At 67.7% G+C, this 26,573-nt stretch carries 19 protein-coding genes; 10 read left to right on the top strand and 9 right to left on the bottom strand.

Annotated elements, in window-relative coordinates; genetic code table 11:
• Positions 1 to 172: 172 nt before the first annotated feature.
• Genes paoA through paoC form a run of 3 tightly spaced genes read left to right on the top strand, consistent with a single transcriptional unit; the run spans position 173 to position 3,975 of the window.
• Positions 173 to 820 (top strand): aldehyde dehydrogenase iron-sulfur subunit PaoA, encoded by a 648-nt coding sequence (gene paoA / locus CAP40_RS13665; protein WP_086130036.1) that lies wholly within the window; start codon positions 173 to 175, stop codon positions 818 to 820.
• Positions 817 to 1,767 (top strand): xanthine dehydrogenase family protein subunit M, encoded by a 951-nt coding sequence (locus tag CAP40_RS13660; RefSeq protein WP_086130035.1) that lies wholly within the window; start codon positions 817 to 819, stop codon positions 1,765 to 1,767. The genes paoA and CAP40_RS13660 overlap by 4 nt, the downstream gene beginning before the upstream one ends.
• Positions 1,768 to 1,770: 3 nt before the next feature.
• On the top strand, positions 1,771 to 3,975 hold the full coding sequence (paoC, locus tag CAP40_RS13655) for an aldehyde oxidoreductase molybdenum-binding subunit PaoC (RefSeq protein WP_086130034.1): 2,205 nt from the start codon (positions 1,771 to 1,773) through the stop codon (positions 3,973 to 3,975).
• A 36-nt stretch (positions 3,976 to 4,011) separates the two neighbouring features.
• Here the strand turns inward: paoC and CAP40_RS13650 are convergent, their stop codons facing one another.
• The 4 genes from CAP40_RS13650 to CAP40_RS13635 all read right to left on the bottom strand — a co-directional run bounded on the left by CAP40_RS13650 (position 4,012) and on the right by CAP40_RS13635 (position 7,825).
• The gene (locus CAP40_RS13650) at positions 4,012 to 4,842 is read right to left on the bottom strand and encodes an alpha/beta fold hydrolase (protein WP_218822147.1); all 831 of its coding nucleotides are present in this window, start codon (positions 4,840 to 4,842) and stop codon (positions 4,012 to 4,014) included.
• Positions 4,843 to 4,942: 100 nt separating this feature from the next.
• Entirely contained in the window at positions 4,943 to 5,065 is a 123-nt protein-coding gene (gene cydX, locus CAP40_RS13645; protein ID WP_086130032.1) for a cytochrome bd-I oxidase subunit CydX, read from the bottom strand.
• Positions 5,066 to 5,077: 12 nt separating this feature from the next.
• Positions 5,078 to 6,223 carry a cytochrome d ubiquinol oxidase subunit II gene (gene cydB, locus CAP40_RS13640; RefSeq protein WP_086130031.1) on the bottom strand — a complete coding sequence of 382 codons (1,146 nt, stop codon included), beginning with the start codon at positions 6,221 to 6,223 and terminating at the stop codon, positions 5,078 to 5,080.
• 27 nt (positions 6,224 to 6,250) lie between these two features.
• Complete coding sequence (locus CAP40_RS13635; RefSeq protein ID WP_086130030.1) at positions 6,251 to 7,825, bottom strand: cytochrome ubiquinol oxidase subunit I; 1,575 nt, start codon at positions 7,823 to 7,825, stop codon at positions 6,251 to 6,253.
• Between the two features lie 355 nt (positions 7,826 to 8,180).
• Here CAP40_RS13635 and CAP40_RS13630 point away from each other — a divergent pair, with 355 nt between their 5' ends.
• The 4 genes from CAP40_RS13630 (at position 8,181) to CAP40_RS13615 (ending at position 13,654) form a co-directional block, all read left to right on the top strand.
• Positions 8,181 to 9,725, top strand: a complete 1,545-nt coding sequence (locus tag CAP40_RS13630) for an ABC transporter ATP-binding protein/permease (protein ID WP_086130029.1) — start codon at positions 8,181 to 8,183, stop codon at positions 9,723 to 9,725.
• Positions 9,722 to 11,299 carry an ATP-binding cassette domain-containing protein gene (locus CAP40_RS13625; RefSeq protein WP_086130028.1) on the top strand — a complete coding sequence of 526 codons (1,578 nt, stop codon included), beginning with the start codon at positions 9,722 to 9,724 and terminating at the stop codon, positions 11,297 to 11,299. The genes CAP40_RS13630 and CAP40_RS13625 overlap by 4 nt, the downstream gene beginning before the upstream one ends.
• A gap of 528 nt (positions 11,300 to 11,827) precedes the next feature.
• Positions 11,828 to 12,145: a hypothetical protein gene (locus tag CAP40_RS13620; RefSeq protein ID WP_086130027.1), complete on the top strand. Its 318-nt coding sequence runs from the start codon at positions 11,828 to 11,830 to the stop codon at positions 12,143 to 12,145.
• A gap of 42 nt (positions 12,146 to 12,187) precedes the next feature.
• Complete coding sequence (locus CAP40_RS13615; RefSeq protein ID WP_086130026.1) at positions 12,188 to 13,654, top strand: aspartyl protease family protein; 1,467 nt, start codon at positions 12,188 to 12,190, stop codon at positions 13,652 to 13,654.
• A 96-nt stretch (positions 13,655 to 13,750) separates the two neighbouring features.
• Here CAP40_RS13615 and CAP40_RS13610 read toward each other — a convergent pair whose 3' ends face one another.
• Positions 13,751 to 16,600, bottom strand: a complete 2,850-nt coding sequence (locus tag CAP40_RS13610) for a TonB-dependent receptor (RefSeq protein ID WP_256924190.1) — start codon at positions 16,598 to 16,600, stop codon at positions 13,751 to 13,753.
• Between the two features lie 210 nt (positions 16,601 to 16,810).
• Here CAP40_RS13610 and CAP40_RS13605 point away from each other — a divergent pair, with 210 nt between their 5' ends.
• Positions 16,811 to 18,013, top strand: a complete 1,203-nt coding sequence (locus CAP40_RS13605) for a histidine-type phosphatase (protein ID WP_256924189.1) — start codon at positions 16,811 to 16,813, stop codon at positions 18,011 to 18,013.
• Positions 18,014 to 18,022: 9 nt separating this feature from the next.
• Here CAP40_RS13605 and CAP40_RS13600 read toward each other — a convergent pair whose 3' ends face one another.
• Positions 18,023 to 18,778: a DeoR/GlpR family DNA-binding transcription regulator gene (locus tag CAP40_RS13600; protein ID WP_086130113.1), complete on the bottom strand. Its 756-nt coding sequence runs from the start codon at positions 18,776 to 18,778 to the stop codon at positions 18,023 to 18,025.
• Between the two features lie 119 nt (positions 18,779 to 18,897).
• Between CAP40_RS13600 and CAP40_RS13595 the strand changes: the two genes are divergently transcribed.
• Both CAP40_RS13595 and CAP40_RS13590 read left to right on the top strand, forming a co-directional pair.
• Positions 18,898 to 20,940 (top strand): phosphocholine-specific phospholipase C, encoded by a 2,043-nt coding sequence (locus CAP40_RS13595; protein WP_086130024.1) that lies wholly within the window; start codon positions 18,898 to 18,900, stop codon positions 20,938 to 20,940.
• Positions 20,937 to 21,968 carry a Ca2+-dependent phosphoinositide-specific phospholipase C gene (locus CAP40_RS13590; RefSeq protein WP_086130023.1) on the top strand — a complete coding sequence of 344 codons (1,032 nt, stop codon included), beginning with the start codon at positions 20,937 to 20,939 and terminating at the stop codon, positions 21,966 to 21,968. The genes CAP40_RS13595 and CAP40_RS13590 overlap by 4 nt, the downstream gene beginning before the upstream one ends.
• Here the strand turns inward: CAP40_RS13590 and CAP40_RS13585 are convergent.
• The 3 genes from CAP40_RS13585 to CAP40_RS13575 form a co-directional block, all read right to left on the bottom strand.
• A complete protein-coding gene (locus tag CAP40_RS13585) occupies positions 21,952 to 23,277 on the bottom strand; it encodes an MFS transporter (protein WP_086130022.1) in 1,326 nt (441 codons plus the stop codon). The two genes, CAP40_RS13590 and CAP40_RS13585, sit on opposite strands and share 17 nt — an antisense overlap.
• Positions 23,278 to 23,410: 133 nt before the next feature.
• The gene (locus CAP40_RS13580) at positions 23,411 to 24,853 is read right to left on the bottom strand and encodes a glycoside hydrolase family 125 protein (RefSeq protein WP_086130021.1); all 1,443 of its coding nucleotides are present in this window, start codon (positions 24,851 to 24,853) and stop codon (positions 23,411 to 23,413) included.
• A gap of 13 nt (positions 24,854 to 24,866) precedes the next feature.
• Positions 24,867 to 26,426, bottom strand: a complete 1,560-nt coding sequence (locus tag CAP40_RS13575; RefSeq protein ID WP_086130020.1) for a tryptophan halogenase family protein — start codon at positions 26,424 to 26,426, stop codon at positions 24,867 to 24,869.
• Between the last annotated feature and the right edge of the window lie 147 nt (positions 26,427 to 26,573).

Below are 26,573 nucleotides of genomic sequence, written 5' to 3'. Positions count from 1 at the left end.
CCGATGGTTAGAGCATAGATTGAGAGCGTTCTCAAGAACGTTCTCAATTTTGTTACACCGGGACTCCTTCCTCCCCGATGAGCGAAAATTTGCCTCGATCGTTGTTCGCGCTAGAACCACAGGGAACACCGTTTCAGGGCGCGCGCCAGCTTCAAGGGGAGCAGAGGCCGATATGCATGGACCAGGCGATTTCGAACTTTCGCGGCGTGGCGTCTTGATCGGCGGCGCGGCATCGGTGGCGGCCGGCGCCGCGCCTCCTCCCGCCGAGGCGCGGGACGCGCCCCCCGCAGGCGCGGAGGCGCCGGTGCTGGCGAAGGTCGGCTTCACGGTGAACGGCGAGCCGCACGCCCTGGAGCTCGACACGCGCACCACCTTGCTCGACGCGCTGCGCGAGCATCTCCGTCTGACCGGCACCAAGAAGGGCTGCGACCATGGCCAGTGCGGTGCCTGCACGGTGATCGTCGACGGGCGGCGGATCAATTCCTGCCTCAGCCTGGCGGTGATGCACGAGGGCGATGCGATCACCACCATCGAAGGGCTGGGCACGCCCGGCAAGCTGCATCCGATGCAGGCCGCCTTCGTGAAGCATGACGGCTATCAATGTGGCTATTGCACGCCGGGCCAAATCTGCTCGGCGGTCGCGGTGCTCGACGAGATCCACGCGGGCATCCCCAGCCACGCGACCGGCGACATCGCGGGCAAGCCGGCGATGAGCGCCGACGAGATCCGCGAGCGCATGAGCGGCAACCTCTGCCGCTGCGGCGCCTATTCCAACATCATCGAGGCGATCGCCGAAGTCGCCGCGCGGAGGAAGGTATGAAGGCGTTCAGCTATCAGCGCGCCGGCTCCCCGGCCGAAGCGGCGGCGATCGTGGGCCGCACCCAGGGCGCTCGCTTCATCGCCGGCGGCACCAACCTGCTCGACCTGATGAAGCTGCAGATCGAGACGCCGACTCATCTGGTCGACGTCAACCATCTCGGGCTCGACAGGATCGAGGCGACCGCGCAGGGCGGGCTGCGCATCGGCGCGCTGGTCCGCAATACCGATCTCGCCGCCGACGGGCGCGTGCGCAAGGACTATGCCCTGCTCTCCCGCGCGCTCGTCGCGGGCGCGTCGGGCCAGCTGCGCAACAAGGCGACGACCGCGGGCAACCTGCTGCAGCGCACCCGCTGCCCCTATTTCTACGACACCAACCAGCCCTGCAACAAGCGCAGCCCCGGCAGCGGCTGCGCGGCGATCGGCGGGGTGAATCGCGGCCTTGGCGTGATCGGCACCAGCACGGCATGCATCGCCACCCACCCGAGCGACATGGCAGTGGCGATGCGCGCGCTCGACGCCGTGGTGGAGACGGTGCGTGCCGACGGCACCACGCGCACCATCCCCGTCGCCGAATTCCACGCGCTGCCGGGCGACACCCCGAACGTCGAGAACCTGCTGGCGCCGGGCGAGTTGATCACCGCCGTTACCCTTCCCCGGCCGATCGGCGGCACGCACATTTATCACAAGGTCCGCGACCGGGCCTCCTATGCCTTCGCCCTCGTCTCGGTGGGCGCGATCCTCCAGAAGGACGGCACCGGCCGGGTCGCGTTCGGCGGAGTCGCCCCCCGGCCATGGCGCGTCGAGGCGGCGGAGGCCGAGATGCCGCACGGCGCCCGGGCCGTGACGGCCGCCGCCTTCGCCGGCGCCACGCCCACCGAGCAGAACCGGTTCAAGCTGGTGCTGGCCGAGCGCACGCTCGCCGCCGCCATTGCCGAAGCGAGGGGCTGAGCCATGAAATTCGACACGCCCGCCGGCACCAATCCGATCGACCAGGGCAAGGTGATCGGCAAGCCCACGCCGCGCATCGATGGTCCGCTCAAGACCACGGGTTCCGCGCCCTATGCCTATGAGCATCACGACGCGCCCGACCCTGCCTATGGCTTCATCCTCGGCTCGGCGATCGCGAAGGGGCGGATCACGGGCATGGACCTGCGCGCGGCCCGGGCCGCCCCCGGCGTGCTCACCATCGTCACCGCGGAGAATGCCGGCAAGCTCGGCAAGGGCAATTTCAACACCGCGAAGCTGCTCGGCGGCCCCGAGATCGAACATTATCACCAGGCCGTGGCAATCGTCGTCGCCGAGACGTTCGAGCAGGCGCGCGCCGCCGCCGCGCTGATCCGCGTCGACTATGCCCGCGACAAGGGCAGCTATGATCTCGCCGCGGCGAAGGACGGCGCCGGCAAGCCGCCGGAGGGCGGGTTCAACGGGCCCGCCGACAGCCGCTTCGGCGATTTCGCGGGCGCCTTTGCCGGTGCCCCGGTGCAGCTCGACGCGACCTACACCACGCCCGACCACGCCCATGCGATGATGGAGCCGCACGCGACGATCGCGGCATGGAGCGGCGACCGGCTCGACCTGTGGACCGCCAACCAGATGATCGCCTGGTCGGTGGGCGACATGGCGAAAACGCTCGGCATCCCGCGCGAGAAGGTGCGGATGCGCTCGCCCTTCATCGGCGGCGGGTTCGGTGGCAAGCTGTTCATCCGTGCCGACGCGGTGCTGGCGGCGCTGGGCGCCCGGGCCGCGAACCGCGCGGTGAAGGTCGCCCTGCCCCGCCCCTTCATGTTCAACAACACGCCGCACCGCCCCGCGACGATCCAGCGCATCCGCCTGGGTGCGACGCGCGACGGCAAGCTGGTGGCGATCGGGCATGAGAGCTGGTCGGGCGACCTGCCCGGCGGCGGCCCGGAGACGGCGACCGGACAGACCAAGCTGCTCTATGCCGGCGCCAACCGGATGACCGCGATGCGGCTCGCGGTGCTCGACCTGCCCGAGGGCAATGCGATGCGCGCGCCGGGCGAGGCGCCGGGCATGATGGCGCTCGAGATCGCGATCGACGAGATGGCCGAGAAGCTCGGCCTCGACCCGGTCGCCTTTCGCGTGCTGAACGACACCCAGGTCGATCCCGAGCATCCCGGCCGCCCCTATTCGCAACGCCAGCTCAACCAGTGCCTGCAGACCGGCGCGGAGAAGTTCGGCTGGGCCCGGCGCGCGAAGCCCGGCAGCGTGCGCGACGGCCGCTGGCTGGTCGGCATGGGCGTCGCCGCCGCCTTTCGCAACAACATCAACATGAAGTCGGCCGCCCGGGTTCGGCTCGACGCGCGCGGGATCGTCACGGTCGAGACCGACATGACCGATATCGGCACCGGCACCTACACGATCATCGCCCAGACCGCTGCCGAGATGATGGGCCTGCCGCTCGACAAGGTGGTCGTGAAGCTGGGCGATTCGAGCTTCCCGGTCTCGGCCGGATCGGGCGGGCAATGGGGCGCGAACAGCGCCACGGCGGGCGTCTATGCCGCCTGCATCAAGCTGCGCGAAGCCGTGGCGCAGAAGCTCGGCTTCAACTCGGCCGACGCGGTGTTCGCCGGCGGCAAGGTGAGGAGCGGCAAGCGCAGCGTGCCCCTGGCCGAGGCGGCAAGCGGCGCCGAGCTCGTCGCCGAGGACGCGATGGAATATGGCGACCTCGCCAGCAAATATCAGCAATCGACCTTCGGCGCGCATTTCGTCGAGGTCGGCGTCGACGCCGCGACGGCGGAGATCCGCATCCGCCGCATGCTCGCGGTGTGCGCGGCCGGGCGCATCCTCAACCCGGTCTCCGCGCGCAGCCAGGTGATCGGCGCGATGACGATGGGCGCCGGCGCCGCGCTGATGGAGGAGCTGGCGGTCGACAAGCGCTTCGGCTTCTTCGTCAACCACGACCTGGCCGGCTATGAAGTGCCGGTCCATGCCGACATCCCCCACCAGGAAGTGATCTTCCTCGAGGAGACCGATCCCACCACGTCGCCGATGAAGGCCAAGGGCGTGGGCGAACTCGGCATCTGCGGGGTCGGCGCGGCGGTGGCCAATGCGATCCACAACGCCACCGGCATGCGCGTGCGCGACTATCCGGTCACGCTCGACAAGCTGCTGGCCGGAATGCCCGAGCTCGCCTGAGCCCGGACATTCCCTTGCCCGTCGGAAACGCCCCCGTCAGCCCTGGATGAAGGCGAGCAGATCGGCGTTGATCACGTCCGCATGGGTGGTCGCCATGCCGTGCGGATAGCCCTGATAGGTCTTGAGCGTGCCGTGCTTCAGCAGCTTGGCCGAGAGCGGCGCGGAATCCGCATAGGGCACGACCTGGTCGTCGTCGCCGTGCATCACCAGCACCGGCACGTCGATATTGCGCAGATCCTCCGTGAAATCGGTCTCGCTGAACGCTTTCACGCAGTCGTAATGCGCCTTGATCCCGCCCATCATGCCCTGGCGCCACCAATTGTCGATCACGCCCTGGTCCACCTGCGCGCCCGGCCGGTTGAAGCCGTAGAAGGGCCCAGCCGGCACATCGATGAAGAATTGCGCGCGGTTGAACGCGGTCTGTTCGCGGAAATTGTCGAACACTTCCATCGGCAGGCCGCCGGGATTCGCCTCGCTCTTGAGCATCACCGGCGGCACCGCGCCGATCAGCACCGCCTTGGAGACCCGCCCCGGCTTGGCCCGCGCGACATAGTGCGCGACTTCGCCGCCGCCCGTCGAATGGCCGACATGGACCGCGTCGCGCACGTCCAGATGCTCGACCAACGCCGCGACGTCGGCGGCATAGGTGTCCATCTCGTTGCCCGTGTCGGTCTGGGTGGAGCGGCCATGCCCGCGGCGATCATGCGCGACCACGCGATAGCCCTTGAGCAGGAAGAACATCATCTGGCTGTCCCAGTCGTCGGCCGAGAGCGGCCAGCCATGATGGAACCAGATCACCCGCGCGTCCCGGGGGCCCCAATCCTTGTAGAAGAGCTCGGTGCCGTCCGCGATCTTGAGAATACCCATGGTCCTGTCTCCTGCATAGGGATGCGCCGGCCGGAAACGGGCAAGGGCCGATTCCGGCGGGACAAGTCTAGCAGGTCCGGCCCGACCGGCCATGCCTGGCCTATTCCTCCTCCCCCGCCGCCGCATCGGGCAGCGGCTCCGAATGGAATTCGTGCCAGAGCCCGTTGAGGATGCCGAAGCCGACGGCAAGGCCGACGCCGAGGATCCACGAGAAATACCACATGGCGAACGCTCCTCAGTAGAAGTCGGGATTGGTGCGCACGTCCTGCGCGGTCACCCGGCCGAACATCACCCGATAGGCCCAGGCCGTGTAGGCGAGGACGATCGGCAGGAAGATCGCCGTCACCACCAGCATCGTGAAAAGGGTGCCGTGGCTCGACGAGGCGTTCCACACCGTCAGGCTCGAAAGCGAGTCGATCGAGCTCGGCAGGATGAACGGGAACATCGACAGGCCCACCGTGGCGATGATCCCAACATTGGCCAGCGACGAGCCGGCGAACACCAGCACATCCCGGCGCGCCCGGATGCCGAGCAGCGCCAGCACCGGCCCCAGAAAGCCGAGCAGCGGCGCAAGCAGCATCCAGGGATGCGCGCCATAATTGCGCAGCCAGGCGCCGCCCTCGGCCACCGTCGTCGAGAAGCGCGGGTTCGACGGCCCACCGGGATCGACCACGCCGTCCAGCCGGTAGCCCAGGCCGCCCCAGGCAACGAACAGCCCGCCGGCCGCGAACAGCAGCAGCGCCAGCACCGCCGCCGCCTGCCCCCAGCGCCGCGCCCGCTCCAGCACCACGCCCTCGGCCTTCAGGCTCAGCCAGCCCGCGCCGTGCAGCACCAGCATCGCCACCGAGAGCAGCCCGGTCACCAGCGTGAACGGCGTGAACAGCCCGAGCAGCGAGCCTTCGTAGAACGCACGCAAGTCGCTATCGAGGCGGAAGGGAATGCCCTTCATCACATTGCCCACCGCGACGCCGAAGACGAGCGCGGGCACGAAGCCGCCGACGAACAGCGCCCAGTCCCAGCGCTCCCGCCACGCCCTGTCCGGATGCTTGGAACGGTATTTGAAGCCCACCGGCCGCAATATCAGCGCCGACAGCACCAGGAACATCGCGAGATAGAAGCCCGAGAAGCTGACGGCATAGACGAAGGGCCAGGCGGCGAAGATCGCGCCGCCGCCCAGGATGAACCACACCTGGTTGCCTTCCCAGGTCGCGCCGATGGTGTTGATCACCATCCGCCGCTCCTCGTCGGTCCTGGCCACGAAGGGCAGCATCGCCGCCGTCCCCAGGTCGAAGCCGTCGGTCAGCGCGAAGCCGATCAGCAGCACGCCGAGCAGCAGCCACCAGAGGATGCGGAGCGTTTCGAAATCGAGAGGGATCGACATGGTCTGTCTCCAAAACCCCGGCCCGGCTCATTCGGCCGGAACGGCGTGGAAATCGGGGCCCGCGGGCTCGGGCGCGTCGGCGGGGCGATACGGCTCCGGCCCCTTGCGGATCGCGGCGAGCATCAGCCGCACCTCGATCATCGCCAGCGTGCCATAGAGCAGGGTGAAGCCGGCGATCGTCAGCCACAGCTCGGGCACGGTCAGGCTCGACGGCGCCAGGAAAGTGGGCAGCACGCCTTCCACCGCCCAGGGCTGGCGCCCCACTTCGGCCACCGCCCAGCCGACCTCGGCCGCGATCCAGGGCAGCGGCATCACGATCAGCGCCAGCCGCAGGAACCAGCGCGCGTCGAACCGCTGCACCGTCGAATAGAAGAAGGCGATCGCGAAGAAGGCGATCATCGCGAAGCCGATCCCGGCCATGATCCGGAACATCCAGAAGATCGCCGGCACATTGGGCACGGTGCTCCACGCCGCCCGCTCGATCGTCGCCGCATCGGCGGTGCGCGGATCCGCGACGAAGCGCTTGAGCAGCAGCGCATGGCCGAGATCGTTCTTGGTCCGCTCGAACGCCGCGCGCGCGGCCAGGTCGTTGCGGTCCGCCTTGAGCTTCTCGACCGCGTCATAGGCCGCCAGGCCGTTGACGATCCGCCCCCGGGCGCGCTCCACCAGCGGGAAGATGCCGTTGACCTCACCGGTCAGGCTGCGGGTGGAGATCAGGCCCAGCACATAGGGGATCTTCACTTCATACCGGGTCTCGCGCCCGCTGTTCGACGGGATGCCGAAGATCGCGAGCCCCGCCGGCGCGGGCTCGGTGTGCCACATGCCCTCGATCGCGGCGAGCTTCATCTGCTGGTTCTCGGTGAGCGCATAGCCGCTCTCGTCGCCCAGCACGACCACCGACAGCGACGAGGCCAGGCCGAACGCCGCGGCCACGGTGAAGCTGCGCCGGGCCAGTTCCAGGTGCCGGCCCTTGAGCAGGTAGAAGGCCGAGACGCCGAGCACGAACACGCTGGCCATCACATAGCCGGCGCTCACCGTGTGGACGAACTTGGCCTGGGCCACGGGATTGAAGAGCACCGCCGCGAAGTCGGTCACTTCCATCCGCATCGTCTCGGGATTGAAGGTCGCGCCGGTGGGGTGCTGCATCCAGCCGTTCGCCACCAGGATCCACAGCGCCGACAGGTTCGATCCCAGCGCCACCATGAAGGTGGTGAACAGATGCGCCTGTTTCGACATCCGCTCCCAGCCGAAGAACATCAGCCCGACGAACGTCGCCTCGAGGAAGAAGGCCATCAGGCCCTCGATCGCGAGCGGGGCGCCGAAGATGTCGCCCACATAATGCGAATAATAGGACCAGTTGGTCCCGAACTGGAATTCCATGGTGAGCCCGGTGGCGACGCCCAGCACGAAATTGATGCCGAACAGCTTGGCCCAGAAGCGCGTGACGTCCCGCCAGATCGGGCGGTTGGTCATCACGTAGACGCTCTCCATGATCACCAGCATGAAGGACAGGCCGAGCGTCAGCGGCACGAACAGGAAGTGGTAGAGCGCCGTCAGCGCGAACTGGAGCCTCGACAGCTCCACGACTGCCATGCTGATCATCGCAGGAATCCCCCTACGCCAAAGTCTGCGCCCAACGGATTGGCCGCGTTCCGTTCGTCACTAAGGGCCCTATCCGGAAGGCGCTTTGATCATGGACAAATACGCCCCCGGCGCAACATGAGTTAGAACCGGAACGTGATGACCTGGGTTTTAAGGCGCATCGACATGCGGCGGATCCTCTTCGGCAGGGGAATGCGGATGGCACCTCGCGGCGCCGAACGGGGATATGGCCCCGGGGCCAGGCGCATTGGTCGCGAGGCGCGCTTTGCCGTCTCCGGCAACTCCGTGCACGATTGCATCGCTCATCCCGCACTACCCTGGATCCCCGCCTTCGCGGGGATGACGAAATGAAGGCATGATAAAACCATCATTTGGATCGGTTCCCATCCTGGACATTCCGGGCGCGGCGCTCTTCGCGGCGGGCATCGCGCTTGCCGTGAACAGCCTGGCCGCCGGGAACGACCTGCCCTGGGGCGCCGTGGCGCTGATCCTGGCGGGCGGAGCGATCCGCGCGGGGGCAGCGATGCTGCTCCATGCCGTCGCCATCCGCGCGGCGCAAAGCGTGGTCATGAGCTGGCGCGCGCGGATCTTCCCGCGCCTGCTCGCCGGCCGGTTCCCCCGTCCGCTGCTCGCCGGGGAGAGCGCCGCGCTGGCGATCGACCATATGGTGACGATCGAGGCCTATGAAGCGCGCTTCCGCCCGGCCCGTACCGCATCCGCCGCCGCGCCGCTGATCGTCGCCGCGATCGTCGCCTGGGCAAGCTGGGTGTCGGCGCTGATCCTCCTGGTCACGCTCGTCCCGTTCGCGCTCGGCATGATCCTGGCCGGCACTGCCGCGCGCCGTGCCGCGGAACGCCAGCTCGCCGCGCTCGCCGGGCTTTCCGGCCTGTTCGTCGATCGCATCCGCGCCCTGCCGATCATTCGCCATTTCGGTGCGGAGGACCGCATCGCCCGCCAGGTGAGCGCCGCCACCCGCGAAGTGGCGGACCGCACCGTCGCGGTGCTGCGCGTCGCCTTTCTCTCGGGCGCGGTGCTGGAATTCTTCGCGGCGCTCTCGGTGGCGCTGGTCGCGGTCTATTGCGGCTTCGCGCTGCTCGGGCTGCTGCCTTTTCCGGCGCCCGAGAAGCTCTCGCTCGGCCAGGCCTTTTTCGCGCTGGCCATGGCGCCGGAATTCTACCTGCCGATGCGGCGCCTGGCCGCCACCTATCACGAGAAGCAGCTCGGCGACGCCGCCATGGCCGCGCTGGCGGAAGTCGAGGCGCCGGTGCCTGCCCTGCCCGCGCCGGCGCGCTTCGACGGCCTGCGCGTCGCGCAACTCGCCATCGCCTGGCCGGGCCTGCGCATCGGCCCGGTCGGCTTCGAACTGGCCCAGGCCGATTTCGCCGCGCTCACCGGCCCCACCGGCAGCGGCAAGTCGAGCCTGCTCGCCGCGATCGCCGGCCAGGTCGTGCCGGCCGGCGGCACCGTCACCACCGCGCGCGGCGGCGGCCTCGATCCCGCCGACATCGCCTGGGCCGCGCAGACGCCGCTACTCCTCCCCGGCACGCTGGCTGAGAACATCGCGCTTGCCCGCCCCGAGGCGACGCCCGACGAGATCGCGCGCGTCGCCGGCCGGGTCGGCCTGGATACCGTGATCGCCGCGCGCGGCGGGCTTGGCCTGATGCTCGACCATCGCGGTTCGGGCCTGTCGGGCGGCGAGCGGCGGCGGATCGGCCTTGCCCGCGCGTTGCTCTCGCGCCGGCCGCTCCTGCTCTGCGACGAACCCACCGCCGATCTCGATCCCGAGAGCGCGGCCGCGATCGTCGCGCTGCTGCGCGAAGTCGCGGCGGAGCGCGCGGTGCTGGTGGCCACGCACGATCCCGCGCTCGTCGCAGCGGCGCGGCTGGTGGTGGCGCTGTGAGCGCGCTCGCCCTCGATCCCGCTGGCCGCCGCTGGCTGCGCCGCGCGAGCATCGCCGCGATCCTCGCCGCGATCGCGGGGGTGCTGCTGCTCGCGGTCTCGGGCTGGTTCCTCACCGCGGCGGCGCTGGCCGGCGCGGCGGGCCCGGTGGCAGCGCTCGGCTTCAACTATCTGATCCCCAGCGCCGCGATCCGCGGCCTCGCGATCCTGCGCACCGCCGGCCGCTATGGCGAGCGGCTGTTCTCGCACCAGGCGGCGCTGGGCGCGATGGCGGCCCTGCGCGCCGGCCTGTTCGCCAGGCTCGCCGCGCAGGATGGCCGCATCGGCCCGGACCTTGCCGGCGGCGATGCCAGCGCCCGGCTGATCGGCGATATCGACGCGCTGGAGGAACTGATCGTCCGCAAGCCGGTGCGCCCGGCGAGCTGGGTCGCGGCGGGAACCGGCGTGCTGCTCGCCGCGCTCGCGGGCTGGGCGGCGGCGCTGGCGCTGCTGCTGCTCCTCGCCGCGCTGCCGCCGCTGCTCGATCGCGCCGCACGCCGCCTCACCGAGCGGCCCGCACACGACGCAGCCGAGGCGCTGGGGGCGCTGCGCACCCGCTATGTCGAATATGCCGCCGCCCGGGCCGAGATCGCCGCCTATGGCCTTGCCGATCGGGTGGCGGGCGACCTGTCCCGCTTCACCGCCGATCTCGATGCCGCGCGTGCGCGCCTGCATCGCGGCGAGGGGGCGATCGCGGCGCTGCTCGCCGGCTATGCCGCGCTGGCGGTGGCGCTGGTGCTGCTTTTCGCCGACGCGCCCGCGCCGCGAGTCGCCCTCGCCTTGCTGGCGGCCGCCGGCGCGGTCGAGGCGATGGCCGGCCTTGCCCGCACCGCCTTTCGCCGGGCCGGCGTGGCTACGGGCCTGCGCCGGCTCGACGCGCTCCTGGCTCTGCCCGAACCCGTTGCCGCACCGGCTTCCACAGAAGCGATGCCGCTTCGCCTGGGCGGGCTCGATCTCGCGCCGGGGGCACGGGTGGCGATCACCGGTCGCTCGGGCTCGGGCAAGACCCTGTTGCTCGAAACACTGGCCGGGCTCCGCGCGGCCATGGTCGATGCGGCCATCGGAGGGCTGGCGCCGGCCGCCTGTTCCGGCGCGATGCTGCGCGCCCAGTTCGCGCTCGCGCCCCAGGATCCGGCGCTGATCGCCGGGACGATAGCCGACAATCTCCGCCTGGCGCGTCCCGGCGTCGACAAGGAGTCGATATGGGCCGTTCTGCGAGCCGTCGCGCTCGAGGGTCGTATCGGGGGTTTCCCCGAAGGGCTCGATACGCGGCTCGGCGAGGCGGGCGGAACGCTCTCCGGCGGCGAGCGCAAGCGCCTTTCCCTCGCCCGCGCGCTGCTTGCCGGCCGGCCCTGGCTGTTGCTCGACGAGCCGACCGAAGGTATTGATTCTGCAACGGAATCGGAGATGGTCGCGCGGCTCGACGCCTGGCTGGCGGATTCAAACACCGGCCTGGTCCTGGTCTCCCACCGCCGCGCGCCACTGGCATTGGCCGGGAATGTGGTAGCGATTGAGGATATTACGCCAAGTTCATGAAAAGCGGCCATTATCGGCTCGCATCAAAGTGCCTCGGCCCTGGCGTGCGCAGCAGGCGGAATCATCATCCCGAACTGCCCGTCGCTCGGGCTGCAAGGCACGCGGCTGCGCACTCCTCATGAATATGTGCGACGCCGCACCGGCCGCGCCTTTCGAGAATATTCGTGCCGGCATCGCAACACATTATCCATTCAAAACAAACAGATAATCAATTCCTAGTTTTTATCTATAAAAATTGCATTCGCATCTGTCAATTCGGTGCAAATAGGACTTCATAAATCTCGATTCTCGCGCATTTTACCTGACATGCAGCGCGAGTTAGGGACCCGTCTCTCGCACATTACAGTAATTCTTCGCACATGAACGCCGTTCGCGTCATGCATTAAAATAGATTCCTGCGGATTTGGATGATTACGCACATCATACATCATAGACACCAACATAGGAGAATCCCGAGTAAGACAAATATTTTACCAGATGCGTCAGAAACTCAGGCAGGTTTTCACTAGTAGGAGAAGGATTATTCCCATGATCCGCGAACTTACTATGGACGAGATTGGCTTCGTGGCCGGTGGCCGCATGCAGGACCGCAGCCCCATGCCGAAGCCCATGGGCCCGGACGCGACCTCCGATGTCGGCGGCGGCGGTGGTATCCCCGTCTGGAACGGCGGTGGCGTGTCGGTCGGTGTCGGCCCGGTGGGCGGTTTTCCCCCGAACGGCGGCGTCGTGACCGTTACCGTCGGGGGCAGCTCCGGCGGTAGCAGCGGTGGTAGCACGGACTGGGCTGCAGAAGCTGCTCGCCTCCGCGATGTGAATGAGCGCAACAGCGGTTCGCCCAACGACTGACGGGGCCGCCGGCAATCCTGCCACTGGTAGGTGGGTGGCGGCATGTTCGCCGCCCACCGTTTCGAGAAGATCGGGTCTCTCATGAATCGCATGCTTCCCCTGGCGATCGCCAAGCTCTGCCTCGTCGCGTTCCCTCCGTATACTTATGCCCAGACCCAGACCGAAACCCAGCCGACCTTCAGCTTCAACGCGACCCGGGCGATGCAGTGGCTTCCACTGTCCGGCGACGAGGCAGACGGCATCATCTTTCCGGTTACGGTGAATGGGCAGGCAACCTACGCCGATATCGATACCGGCTCGACCGTGTCGGATGTAGCGCTGTTTTCCTCCAAACTCGTGCCCCTGGCCGACGGGGCCAAGGATGCGAAGACCATTTCAGCCAAGGGATATGGTGGTGTCAGCCACTATCCTATCCGGCGCGCCGATAGCCTCGTGATCGGAGGCCTCACGCTCCTCAATCAACAAGTGGCTGTCACCGATCAGCCCTTGTCGCGCGACGATCGTGTTGGCGTTACAATCGGTATCAATCTGCTCATGGGCCTCACACTCCAAGTCGATTGGGAGAATCGTCGCGCCCGTTTCCTGCTGGGCGGCGACCTTCCGAAGGACTCGGGCACCGTGACGGTAGCGATCGAAACACGAACCCGCTTTCCCGTCGTTGATGCTGAGATTTGCGGAATCCAGGTCAAGGCGTTGCTCGACACCGGTACGGACAGCGATGTTCATCTTGTGCCCGAGCAGGAGAAGCTGTGGGAGTGCGCCGCTCCAGTGCGCAGCGACATTCGCAGCATCGGCGCGGGCGGCCCGATCATCAAAGGGTTGGCAAGCTTGCCCACCGCGCGCATCGGAGGACGTCCGATGGGGCCGACCATGGCATCGATCGACCCCGAGGGCGGGCCGCTTTCCAGATGGGGATTTTCTGCATCGGTCGGCACCGGATTGCTCCGACGATCCAATTTCGTGCTCGATGCGGGAAGCAGTGCCCTGGCCTTCTACGGCCCCGACCGCACGGCCCGAGTCACCGATCGCACAAGAATAGGCATCCAATACCGCCCGGATGGGAACGGGCTGCTGATAACCCATATCATGAAGGCTTCGCCCGCCTCGCAGACCATCCTAAAACCCGGCGACCGGATCTGCACACTCAATGGCAGGACGATCGAAGCACTCGCGGGAAAATATGGCGATATCAGTCCCCCTGTCGGAAAGACCGCCAGGATCGGCGTCTGTGCCGGTCCGACCGTTTCGATCGTCGCCAGCGATTATCTGGCCTTTCCCGGCACCCCGGACATCGCCTTTCCAGCCGGCACTCCGGCGGTTCCCGAGCCCGCTGGCGTCGGCCGCGTTACCGAGGCTTTCTCCCGCTGCATAAGCCTGTCCGGCGAGGAGATGGCCGAGGCCTGCTCGATCGTGCTGAACGCTCCCAGGGTAGCGAATTTCTGGAAGGAAACCGCTCGCAAGAGGCAGGCAACGGCATTTCCGAATGCCGCGACTCCCGGGATACCCTAATGCCGCCGGCGGCTGGAGCGTCCTCGATCCCAAGGCCCATGAAACGAGACGGACAGTGAGTTACCCATGGGCGGCTCACTGCCCGTTACGCCGGACTTAGAAACTATAGCTCAGGTTCAGCGAATAGACCCGGCCCGTTTCGATATAGCCGCCCTTGCGGTCGTTGGAGAGATAGGCCTGACGCTGGCTGGTCGTCGCCCAATAGGTGTGGGCGTTGAGCAGGTTCTCGATCGACGCGCCGATCGCAACATGCTTGCCCAAGGTGTAGCCGAGCATCAGGTTCATCTTCGACACGGGCTGGATGTAGGTATCCGGCCGGCTGGAGCGCAGGTCGTACAGCTTGTCGCCCGTGTAATTATAGTTGAGCGCCGCCTGGAAGCCGCCGTGATTGTAGAACAGCTCGACATTGTACATGAGGCGCGGCGCCTGCGGCATGCGCTGGCCACGCCACTGGCCGTTCACGAACACCTTCGCCTGGGCACGCTGGAGCGTGATGTTGCCGCCAACGCCCAGCCCGTCGAACAATCCCGGCAGGTCGCGGAAACTGTATCGACCGACCAGCTCGATGCCATAGACGTCGCCCTTCCCGCTCGTATCCAGCGTCGAGGTCTCCACGCCGTTCACCTTGATCGGGCTGCTGGTTCCCCAGACGTTGAGATCGCCGCCCGCATTGGTGGTGCCCGTCGAGAACAGCACATGGTTGATGCGCTTGTAATAGGGGCTGATCGAGAAGAAGTCGGTGCCCTCTCCCTTCAGTTCGACGGACGCATCGACGTTCCAGGCCGTCTGCGCGTCCAGATTCGGATTGGGAATGAACACCGACAAGGTGCCGTCGTCGCTGAGCGAAACCTCGGTCGGCCCGAGCAGCAGGTCGAAGGCCGGGCGCGAATAGCTGCGGCGGACCGAGGCACGATAGACGACGCGATCGTTCGGACGATAGCTGGCGATCACGCTCGGCAGCCACTGATTGTAGCTGCGCGCCGTGGTGACGAAGCCGTTGCCCGTCTTCTCGTTGCTCTGCCAATAGGTGCCCTCGAAGCGGTTATGCTCGAAACGCACGCCCGGGATGACCGTCAGATCGCCGGTACGGAACGTCGCCATGGCATAGGCACCGATGCGCTGCTCCTTGCCGTCGAGCCGGTTCTCCTTCAGCTTGACCGGATTGAGACCGGCGAGCTTCGGCGTCGACAGGCGGCGAATCTGGTCCTCGATGAATTTGGTGTCGAGCAGCTTGATCGGCACCTGCGCGGAATTGTGCATGAAGCCGCCCAGCATCTCGCCGGGAATATCCGCAACCGACGGCCCCTGGGCATTGTAGCGCGGAGCGTTGCTGCCATTGGCGAGCGGAAAGAAATACTGGAGCGCGCCGTCGTCGCCCAGGCTGTTCGCATAGCGCTTGGTCCCTTCCACCTTGGCGCCCGCCGCGATCGCTTCCAGCCCCTGATCCGCCAGCTTCCAGGTCGCGTCGAGCTGCCCTTCCAGGCGACGCTCCCAGGTATTCTCGAACTGCTGCGTCACATACCATTGCTTCAGCGTCGAGAGATTGAGCAGCGCCGCGCGCGCCGCGTCGGTCAGCACCACCTGCGGGCTGGTGCGATCGCCGATGCTGGTCACCATCCGCGTGATCGCCAGGCCGCTATTGTCCGCGGTGCCGATATAGGGCTTCCCGGCGAAGCCCGACTGGACACGCAGCGGATAGTCCTGCTCGCCGCGCGAATAGGCGGCGTGATAGTCGAGCGTGAGGTCGCCGAGCCGCGACTGGCCGCCGAACTTGGTCGAGAACAGCTCCTGGTTGGAGTGCTCGGTACGGAAATAATGGGTGGCGGTCAGCCCATAGTCGGCGCGGAAGCCCGCCGCGTCATAGGATCCCGTATTGCCGGGATTGGGATTGATCTGGCCGGGCGCGAGATCGGTCTGGCGCAGCGCCGTCTGGTCCATCCAGCTCTTGAGCTTGTAGCGGCCATAGGTGGTGTACGAATAGAGATCGAGGTCCTCTCCCTTCCAGTCGAGATTCAGCGTGCCGCCCAGCCGCTCGATCCGGTTGCGGAAGACGTTCCACTGCACGCCGCGCGGCGCGATATTGTCCAGGTTGTCGCGGATCATGCCGGGGATCTTGTTGTCGTATTTCTCCCAGTCGTGCTGCATCGCGGTCGATTCACCCAGCGTGTGCTTCAGGCCGTAATAGACCGACGCATAGATGCCGAGATTGCCGAGGCGCTGCGCCGTTTCGATCTGCGCCGTGCCGCCCCACGGATTCTGCCCGCGTGCCGCGGCCCGGCCGGCGACCTGGCCCTGCGCGCGGATCTGCACATGGCCGGCCGGCAGGTTGAAGGCCGAAGCGGTGCGCAGGTCGATCACGCCCGCGATCGCGTCGCCATCGAAATTCGCGGTCGGCGCCTTGTTCACGCGTGCTTCGGCGATGGAGAAGGGCGACAGCAGGTTCATCGAGATCGCGCGGGTGCGCGCGTCGGTCTGCGCGAGGCGCACGCCGTCGAGCATATAGGCGTTATAGGCCGTATCGAGTCCGCGGATCGACAGATACTGCGCCTCGCCCGTCGCCGCCGCGTTGCGCGACTGGTCCACCGAGGAGTTGACGCCCGGCAGGCGCGTCAGCAGGTCGGCCAGATTCTGCTGCGGCTGCGCGCGCAGTTCCTCGCCCGAGATGATCGAGACCAACGACGAACTGCGGATCTGCGCGTTCTGCGTGTCCTGAACGGCGTGGCGGCGGCCGTTGACCACGATGTCGTCGTCCTGCCTCTCGATGCGGTCCTTGTCCTGGTTCGCGCTCCGATCCTGATCGGGTGACGGGGCGGGGACCGGGTCGGCCGGCTTGACCGTCTCCGGGCCTGCCGGTGCTGCCCAGGCCGGGCCGGTGGCGAGCAGCGCCATCGCCGTGCCGGACAGAAGATACAGCGCGCGAAGATGTGCCGTTGAGATGGTCATCATTGCTTACCCCCAAAGAAACTGGATCGGCGGCGGCATCTTGCCCGCCGCCGCCGGCCGGCTAGGGGCGGCCAATTACGTATTGATGACAAAATGACCGTATCAATTAATTTTTGACCACATCCTTGGAGATCAAATCGATTTCATTGCGCTATCGATCGCAATGTCATCAAATTGACCCTTCAGAGCCGCATGAGTTCGCGAATGATTCGCATGGCCCGCCCCCTCCTCGCTCTCTTCGCCGGCGGTGCCATGCTGCTCCCCGGCCCGGCCCTTTCGGCTTCGTCGCGGCCGAAGGGACTTGCCGTCGAGCGAGTCGTGATCGTCATGCGCCATGGCATCCGGGCGCCGCTCGGGGGCGAGGTGCCCGACGGCACGCGCACCGCCGCGCCCTGGCCGCGATGGCCGGTGGAGGAGAGCCGGCTCACTCCGCACGGCATAAGAGCGCTTGAAACGATTGCCGCAGCCGATCGCCGGCGCTTCGTCGCCCAGCGCGTCCTGCCGCGGAATTGCGCCGCGGCCGGCACGATCCGCATCCGGACCAACGTCTCCGACCGGACGATCGCCAGCGGCGAGGCCTATGCGCGCGGCATTGCGCCGGGCTGCGGCGTCGCGCCGGAGCATCTGAAGGCCGGCGCGATCGATCCCATCTTCGAGCCCCTGCGCGCCCGCGCCACGCGCTTCGATGCGAACGAAGCCGTCGCCGCGATCGAGCGGTTCACCGGCGGGATGGCGGCGCTTGCGAGCCGGCACGCCGCCGCGATCGCATTGCTCGACCGCGTATTGGGATGCGCGCCCCGCAACACGGGCTGCACGCCGGCATTGCCGGCGCAGGTCCGCCCTGCGCCCGATGGCCATGGGATCGAACTCCAGGGTCCGATCCGCGACACGTCCGGCATCGCGCAGGTGCTGCTGCTGCAATATGTCGAAGGGCTACCCCCGCGGGACATTGGCTGGGGACGCGCCGATCCCGCGACGCTCACCCGGCTCGGCGCGTTGCACGCCGCCCTGTTCGACGTGTTCACCCGCGCACCCTATATGGCCTCGCACCAGGCCGCGATCCTCGGACGACATGTCCTGGAGACACTCGCCGACCCGGCGGGCCCGCGCATCGAAGTGCTGATGGGCCACGACACCAACGTCACCGCACTGGCGGCTGCCCTGCGGACCAGCCTGTACGCGCCGGGCTATGCGATGGACGACGTGCCGCCCGGCGGGGCGATCCTGATCGAACAGCTGCGCGATCGGGAATCGGGGCGTCGATATGTCCGCCTTTCCTATCGCACCCAGTCGCCGCAGGTGCTGCGCCGCGGCGGCGCGGCCGTATCGATCAGCGGGCTGAAGATGGCGGGATGCGCCCGCCTCTGCCCGGCCGACCGCTTCGCTCGGATATTGCGCAGCCGCCTCGCCGATTGAGCGCGCCGCTCAGGCGGTCACCCACTCCGTCCGCGTCAGTACCGCGTCATAGCCGTCGGGCGGCGGGCAGTCGGCAACGACAAGGTCGACCGACTGGAAGTCCGCGACCGTCAGCGTGCCATGTCGCCCGAATTTCGAGGCATCGACGGCGATCAGCACGCTTCGCGCCCGCGACACCATCAGCCGGCAGACCCGCGCCTCCCCGGCATGATAGGAGGTGAAGCCGTGGTCGAGGTTCACGGCCTCGACCGAGATGATGGCGAGCGAAGGCGTGGACAGCGACAGGAAGTCGGTCGCCGTCTGATCGAAACAGGCGCGATAGTCATAGTCCATCTCGCCGCCGGCCAGCAGAACCCGGTTGCCGTTGCGCCCGCCAAGCTCGGTCGCCACGCCCACTGCATTGGTAACGACCGTCAGGTCGCGATGGTCGCGCAGGGCCTGGGCGACATAATGGCCGGTCGTGCTCGCATCGATGTAGATCGCCTGCCCATCCGCGACGAGCGGCGCGACGGCGCAGCCGATGCGGTGCTTCGCATCAGCATTGCGCTGGAGCCGCACGGCGAACGACCCCTCGGTCTCGACCCGCGCCAGCCGAACCGTGCCATGCGCACGCATCACCTGGCCGCCCGGTTCCAGCGCGCGAATCTCCCGTCGTATCGTTTCGTCCGACACGTCGAGCGCCTTGGAGAGCGCCGGCACGCTCCACACATCGCCGGCAGCCAGCAGTTCCAGCAACCTTTGCTGCCGGCGAAAACGCTTGGTCATCATCATTCCATGGTTGGGAGGCCGAGTGCCGGCGCGCCACAAGCTAGCGCGCACGGGCAAATGGTCAACAATCGATCGGATTACGCGAGGATGTAATCAAGATCGGGCAATCGACGGTCATGAAGAGTTCCCATATCGACCGCCGCACCTTCGTGGCCAGCGCCGGCGCCCTGGCCGCCGCACCCGCGACGCTTGCCATGCCCGTCCGCGCACGCGGCACGCTCGCGGATGTCGAGCATGTCGTGATCCTGATGCAGGAGAACCGCTCCTTCGACCATTATTTCGGCACGCTGCGGGGCGTGCGCGGCTTCGCCGATCCGCGCCCGGCCATGCTGCCTTCGGGCCGGACGATCTGGGAGCAGCGGCAGGACGACAAGGATGGCGGCGCGATCATCCGCCCCTTCCACCTCGACACCCGCGCCACCGCCGCCGGCTGCCTGCAGGGCCTCGATCACAGCTGGAAGGGAAGCCATGCCCGGTGGAAGGACTGGGACGTGTGGATGCCCGAAAAGGGCCCGTTCGCGATGGGCTACATGACCCGCGCCGACCTGCCCTATTACTACGCGCTCGCCGATCAGTTCACCATCGCGGACGCCTATCACTGCTCGGTCCACGGGCCGACCGGCCCCAACCGCCTCTATCACTGGACGGGCACCAGCGGCCTCACCGTGGGGCGCGACGGCGCGTTCATCGTCTCCAATGACGGCGTCGATCCGAGCGAGGCCGCCGACATGGACCGCGACGATCCCAAGGCCCATGCGCTGGACTGGACGCCCTATGCCGCCCGCCTCTCGGCCGCGGGGGTCCGGTGGAAGCTCTATCAGGAATATGACAATTACGGCGACAATCCCCTGGCGCTGTTCGCCCGGTATCGCGGGATCGGGAAGGATACCGCCGAATATGCGGCGGCGCGTGCCTGGGTCGACGGTTCCACCCGCGCGAATGCCGGCACGTCGCGCGGGGAGCATCTGGTGCGCGCCTTCGCCGCCGACGTGGCGGCGGACCGCCTGCCGCAAGTGTCCTGGATCGTCGCCCCGTTCCACATGTGCGAGCATCCCGACGCGCCGCCCGCTTATGGCCAGGCGCTCAGTGCCCGGCTGATCGCCGCCCTCGCCGCCAATCCGGACGTTTGGGCCAAGACTGTCTTCATCCTCAATTATGACGAGAATGACGGTTTCTTCGACCATATGAGCCCGCCGCTTCCCGCTACGCTGCCGGGCATGGGGGCGAGCACCGTCGCGCTGGACGGCGAGGAATATCGCGGCCAGCCGGTCGGCCTCGGGCCGCGCGTGCCGATGCTGATCGCCTCGCCATGGACGCGGGGCGGCTGGGTGAACTCCGAACTGGCCGACCACACCTCCGTCCTGCGCTTCCTCGAGCGCCGTTTCGGTGTGCCGGAACCGAATATCAGCCCGTGGCGGCGCGCCGTGTGCGGCGACCTTCTGTCGATGTTCGACTTCGACCTATCGCCCGCCGCGCGCCGCGACATGTCCTGGTTCGCCGCGCTGCCGGCGGTGGACGGATATGTCGCCGGCAGCGACGCGGCCTGCCGCCAGGCGAAACCGGTCGTCGCCGAGGCACCTCCGCCCGCCGGCCAGGAGCCGGGCACCCGTCCGGCACGTGCGCTGCCCTATGATCTCGACGTGGAGCAACGCTGGGAAGCCGGCCGCCTGCGCCTGGTCTTCCGCAACCGCGGCACGCGCGCGGCCGTGTTCTGCGTCACCGGTTCCGCCGACGGCAATGGCCCCCGCCACTATACCGTGGGCGCGGGCCGCTCGCTCGACGACAGCTGGCCCGTCGACGCCGCCGCACGGCGCACGCTGACCGTGACCGGTCCGAACGGTTTCCATCGATCGATCATGACGGGCACGCGCTTCACCAGCCATGCCGAGCGGGTGGGTGCGGCAACCCATGTCCATATCGCCAACCGCGATACGGCGCCGGTGGAACTGCGCATCGCCTCGCGCCATGCCGTGCCGAGCGCCGGCCGGCTCCGCCTCTCCCCAGGGCAAGAAGCAACGGTGAAGCTGGCTCCCGTCGAAGCACATCGCTGGTACGACCTGCGCATCGAAGCCGGCGACGGCACCGTCCACGGGCTCGCGGGGCATTGGGAAACCGGCGCTCCGGGCATCAGCGAACCGGTGACGGGAGAGCGGGCATGATCCGCACCCTCGCGTTGCTGGCGATCGCCGCCGCTTCGGGCACCGCGGCGCCGCCGCGCCAGGACCTGCGGCTCGATCAGGTGCAGCTCATCGGTTCGCACAACAGCTATCGCCCCTATCCCTCGCCGCAGCTGCGCGCGCGCCTCGGCGGTGCCGGCGCGGCGGAATGGGCGGGCCTCGCCTATGGCCATCCCCCGCTCGAGGCGCAGCTTGCCCTTGGCTTGCGGCAGCTCGAGCTGGACGTCGCGCCCGATCCCGATGGCGGCGCCTATGCCGCGCCCTATGGCAATGCCGACGCGGCGACCCGCCGGATCATGGCGGCGCCGGGCGCCAAGGTGCTGCACATCGCCGGCTTCGATACCGAGACGCATTGCCTCACCCTGCGCCTGTGCCTGGCGACCCTGCGGCACTGGTCGGACCGGCATCCGGGCCACAGCCCGGTCATGGTCCTGGTCAATACGGGGGATGCCGGCGGCGCGCGCTTCGATGCCGGCAACCTGGCCGCGCTCGATGCCGACATACTGGCGGAGATCGGGCGCGAGCGGCTCGTCACGCCCGACGATGTGCGACACACGCTTCTGAGCCTGCGCGCCGCAACGATCGCGCACCGCTGGCCGAGCCTGGCACGGGCGGCCGGCCGCTTCCTGTTCGTACTCGACGGCAGCACCGCGCATGAAGAGGCCTATCGCGCCGATCACCCGTCCCTGCGCGGCCGGGCGATGTTCGGCTTCTATCCCGAAGATGCGGACGAGGCGGCGGTCTTCAACATCCAGGATCCGGTTGCGGAGGGCGAGCGTATTCGCCGGCTCGTGCGGGCCGGGTTCATCGTCCGCACCCGCGCGGATGTGGGCCTGAAGGAAGCGCGCGTCGCAGATCGCCGGCGGCTCGACGCCGCCATCGCCTCGGGGGCGCAATGGATCAGCAGCGACTTGTACGAAGGAGCCGCCGATCCGGAGCGGCTTGCCTATCGTGCCGCGCTGCCGGGCGGGGTCCTCTCGCGCTGCAACCCCGTCACGGCGCGGTGTTGAGGCGCCAGGGCATTCCGAGCGCGCGCTTCTCGCCGTCGAATGCCCGCAGCACCAGCGACACCAGCACCGCGCTCCCGGCGATGCCGGCGTGGATCGCCCAGAATGTCGCGATCGGCACCCGGTCGTACAAGGCGCCCAGCGATCCGACCACCAGATTGGCGAAGAAGCCGTGCAGGTAGAATATGCCGACCATCACGCCCGCGAGCCGCTGTGGCGTCGCGCCGGTGATGATCGCCAGCCCCGCGGGCCAGACCAGCGCCACGCCGAGATCGAGCAGCAGCAGCACCGCCAGCGGCCCCGCCATCGAACGGGATCCTGCTCCCGCCACCAGCACGAGCAGGCCGTAGCCGAGCATCATCGCCGCGCATCCCATTGCGAGCCGGTCCCAGTCCCGCAGCGACGCGAGCCATCGCCATCGCATCGTCAGGATGACCATCAGGATGGTGAAGACGCCGTCCGCCGAGGCGAACCAGGCCGGCGGCACGGACAGCCCCCAGATGGTCGGGCGGATCGCATCCGCCACCCACAACAGGAAGATGTTGGACACCTGCTCATAGGCGCAGAAGGCAAGGATGACGACGAGGATCGCCCCGATCGCCGTTACGGGGCGATAGGCGCGATCCTCGCCGGGCACCGGGCGTGCGCGCACGTGCCGGGGCGTGGCCGGAATGGTGAGATAGACGCCGAGGCCCGCGAGCATGGCGACTCCCGCGGCCCCGAAGGCATAGCCCCAGCCAAGCGCCTGCGCGAGCAGCCCGCATACGAGCGGCCCCAGCATCACGCCGATGTTGAGAAATGCGAGATAAAGCGCGAACGCCCTGTCCCGCCGGCCATCCGATGCCGGAAAGAGTTCGCCGACCTGCGCGGCGAGATTGCCCTTGAGCAGGCCCGTTCCCAGGATGAGCAGCAGCAGCGCCGGCAGCAATAGATAGGCGTCGGTCAGCAGCAGATGGCCGCACGAGATGAACACCGCGCCGGTGACGACCGCCGCCCGCCGTCCGACGAGGCGATCCCCCACCAGCCCGCCCAGGGGCAGCACGAAATAGGTCAGCGCCGCGTAGAGCCCATAGATGTTGGACCCGAATGCCACGGGCGAAAGCGGCCCCCACAGGGACTCGAGCATCGTGCGCAGCCCCGCCATGCCCCAGGGCAGCCGGGCGCCGTCGGCCAGTACCTCCCGGACCAGGTACAGCGTCAGCAACGCCTTCATGCCATGGAGCGAGAAGCGCTCCCACAATTCCGTGCCGGCCAGCCTGTAGAAGACGGGCCAGCTTGCCGGCCGTGCCCGCCCATTTTCCGCGATACCCATGGGCCCATGGCTATGCGGAACGAATATAACAGGCGCGGGTCGGCTCCATGACAAGCCGCGTAACCAACCGAGGCTCAGCGGGTCCGGGCACCCCCTCCTCTTCCTCCGCGAGCGACCTCGCGGATCGGCACGCTCATGCGATCAAGGGGACGGAAAGGAGTTTGGGGCGGGTCCTGGCCACGTGCAGGATCAGCTCGCCGAACAGCCCGTTGGCCCAGGCGAACCAGTCGCGCGTGAACTTCGACGCATCGTCCTTGTGGAATGCCTCGTGCATGAAGCCGGTGCCGGCATGCGTGGCCTTCAGGGTGCGCAGGCACGCGAGGATGGTCGCATCGTCGCCGGCGGACAACGCCCGCACGATCAGCGACATCGGCCAGATGAAGTCCTCACCCTGGTGTGGCCCGCCAATGCCTTCGCCGGCCTTGCCGTGGAAGAACCACGGATTGGCCTCGCTCCATGCCGCATCGCGGGTGCGCCGCCAGCGTGCGTCCTTCGCCGATACGCAGCCGAGCCAGGCCAGGCCCGACAGCGAGGGCACATTGGCATCGTCCATGAACAGCGCGTTGCCATAGCCATCGACTTCATAGGCCCAGACTTCGCGCCCGTCCGGCAGGGTCATGGCCCCGTACCGGGCAAGCGCCCGCTCGACTTCGTCCGCCAGCGCCGCCGCGTCCTGCGCCAGCGCAGTATCTCCGCGCGCCTCGTTCGCCACCGCGGCCAGTTCGCGCAGGGCAGTCATCGCGAACAGGTTGGCGGGCACAAACAGCGGGAAGATGCAGGCATCGTCCGACGGGCGGAAGGCCGAATGGATCAGCCCGACCTTGCGCGTCGGCAGGCCGAGGCCCGCCTGCAGCGTCTCGCTCGGCTGCTTGTTGGATCGCTGGAACTTGTAGGGGCCGGGCCCGTCCTTGCGCTGCTGCTCGCGGAAGGTGCGGACGATCGCCCGCGCGCTTTCGGCCCAGGCGGCATCGAACGGCGCCTTGTCCCCCGTCTCGCGCCAATAGCCGTGAGCGAGCCGCACGACATAGCAGAGCGAATCGATCTCCCATTTGCGCTCGGCGACGCCCGGCCGCATCTCCGTGTCATCCTCCTTCGCCCAGACCAGCGACGTCTTCTCGTCGGGGTTGTGCATGAAGGCGTTGGCATAGGGATCGATCAGGACCGACCGCGCGTGGCGGCCGATCAATCCGCGGAACAGCTCGCGCAGCGCCGCGTCCTGCTTCACCAGGTGAAGATAGGGGCGAACCTGCGCAGCCGAATCGCGCAGCCACAGGCACGGAATGTCGCCGGTGATCACAAAGGCATCGGGCTTGCCCTCCGCGGTGCCCATCGCGACCGTCGTATCGAGGGTGTTGGGATAGCAATTACCGAACAGCCAGGCGAGTTCGGGATCGGCGATCATCCCGGAAACCCGGGCGATCTCGCGCTCCACCGCCTGGCTGACGAACCGCCGCTCGGCCACGGGCGGGCGCTTGCTGGGAAACCCCGCTGCCCGCGCGATGCCCATCCGGCCCAGCATCGCCGAAGTCGCGATCCCGCCGCCAGCCGCGAGCACCGCTCGCCTGGTGATGTCCATTACCGAAGCTCCCCTATGCCTTGACCCTGTGCGGCACTGCGTCGGCCCCGGCTAGGTCCGGCGGCGCCTTGCAGTGCTCGTCGATGAATGTCTGGTGCAGGGGCATGGCCCCGGCGCAGTTCGCCAATGTCGCGCGCGTCCGCTCGATATACTCGGCCAGTTGGTCCTCGGGCATCTCGTCGACGATCGGGTGATAGCCGTGCGGCACGATGCGCTGGCCCAGCATCACCTGCACCCAGCTCGGCAATGCGAAGAAATCCTCCCCATTGCGGAAATAGCGGCCATCGCTGCGGAACAGGGCCATGGTCTCTTCCAGGGGCGCCGGGACCGACATGGTGCGGCAATGGTCCCAGAACGGCGTGTCGGCGCGCTCGGTCGCATGATAGTGCAGGATGATGAAGTCGCGCACGCGTTCCCATTCGAACGCGGATTCCCGGTTGAATCGCTCGGCGAGCAGCGGATCGAAATCCTTGTTCGGGAACAGGCCGATCAGCCGCTGGATTGCCGATTGGGCCAGATAGATGCTGGTGGATTCCAGCGGCTCCAGGAAACCGGCGGCCAGGCCGGCCGCGACGACGTTCTTGTGCCAGGACTTCCTGCGCATGCCGGTGGTGAAGCGCAGCGGGCGCGGATCCGCGAGTGCCTTTCCGTCGAGGTTCGCGAGCAGCGTCGCCGCGGCCTCGTCCTCGCTGACGTGCTGGCTGGAATAGACATAGCCGTTGCCGCAGCGATGCTGCAGCGGGATGCGCCATTGCCAGCCGGCCCCGCGCGCGGTGGCGCGCGTATAGGGCGTGAGCGGGCCGACATTCTCGCACGGGACGGCCATCGCCCGGTCGCAGGGCAGCCAGTGCGTCCAGTCCACATAACCGGTATCGAGCGCCTGTTCGATCAACAGGCCGCGAAAGCCCGAGCAGTCGACGAACAACTCGCCCTCGATGCGCTCGCCGCTTTCCATCACCACCGCTTCCACGAAACCGTCGCCGGCGCGCTGGATCACTTCGACGATCTTGCCTTCCGTGCGCTGCACGCCCCTGTGCTCGGACAGGTTCCGCAGGAAGCGCGCATACAGGCTCGCGTCGAAATGATAGGCATAGGCGATGTCCGCCAGCGGCGAACCCTCCGGCGCATTGGCCGGGCTGGGCATGAACTTGTTCAGCGGCGCCGCCACCGTCTGCAGCGAATAGGCACCGATCTCCGCCGCGCGCCCGGCAAGATATTGCTTCAGCCAGAATTGATGGAACGGCAATGGCCCGATGCCCTGGCCGATCTTCCCGAAACCATGGACGTAACTGTCGCCGATGCGGCCCCAGTCGTTGAACTGGATACCGAGCTTGAAACTGGCCTGGGTCTCGACGACGAAATCGACTTCCTTGATGCCCAGCATCTCGGTGTTGAACGTCTTCATGTGCGGAACGCTGGCCTCGCCCACTCCGACGATGCCGACTTCCTCCGATTCGATCAGGCGAACAGAGGCTCCGCGCCCCAGATAGGTGGCCAGCACCGCCGCCGCCATCCAGCCGGCGCTGCCGCCCCCCACGACGACGATGTTCCTGATCCGGTTGTCGGTGCTCATCGCTGCAAAGTTCCCCCTCATGGCATCGACCGACAGCCATGCCTCAAAGATGATCGCCGATCATCAAGCCCATGGCATCGCCCCATCGGGCAGCGACGGATCCGGGCCCTCCGCCGGTTGCGCCGCACTCCTGTCGTAGGGGGCCTC

The organism is Sphingomonas sp. IBVSS2 (assembly GCF_002127225.1).
Taxonomy (GTDB): domain Bacteria; phylum Pseudomonadota; class Alphaproteobacteria; order Sphingomonadales; family Sphingomonadaceae; genus Sphingomonas.
Note: the sequence above shows the minus strand (reverse complement) of the source record. Positions and strands in the feature narration are given on the sequence as shown.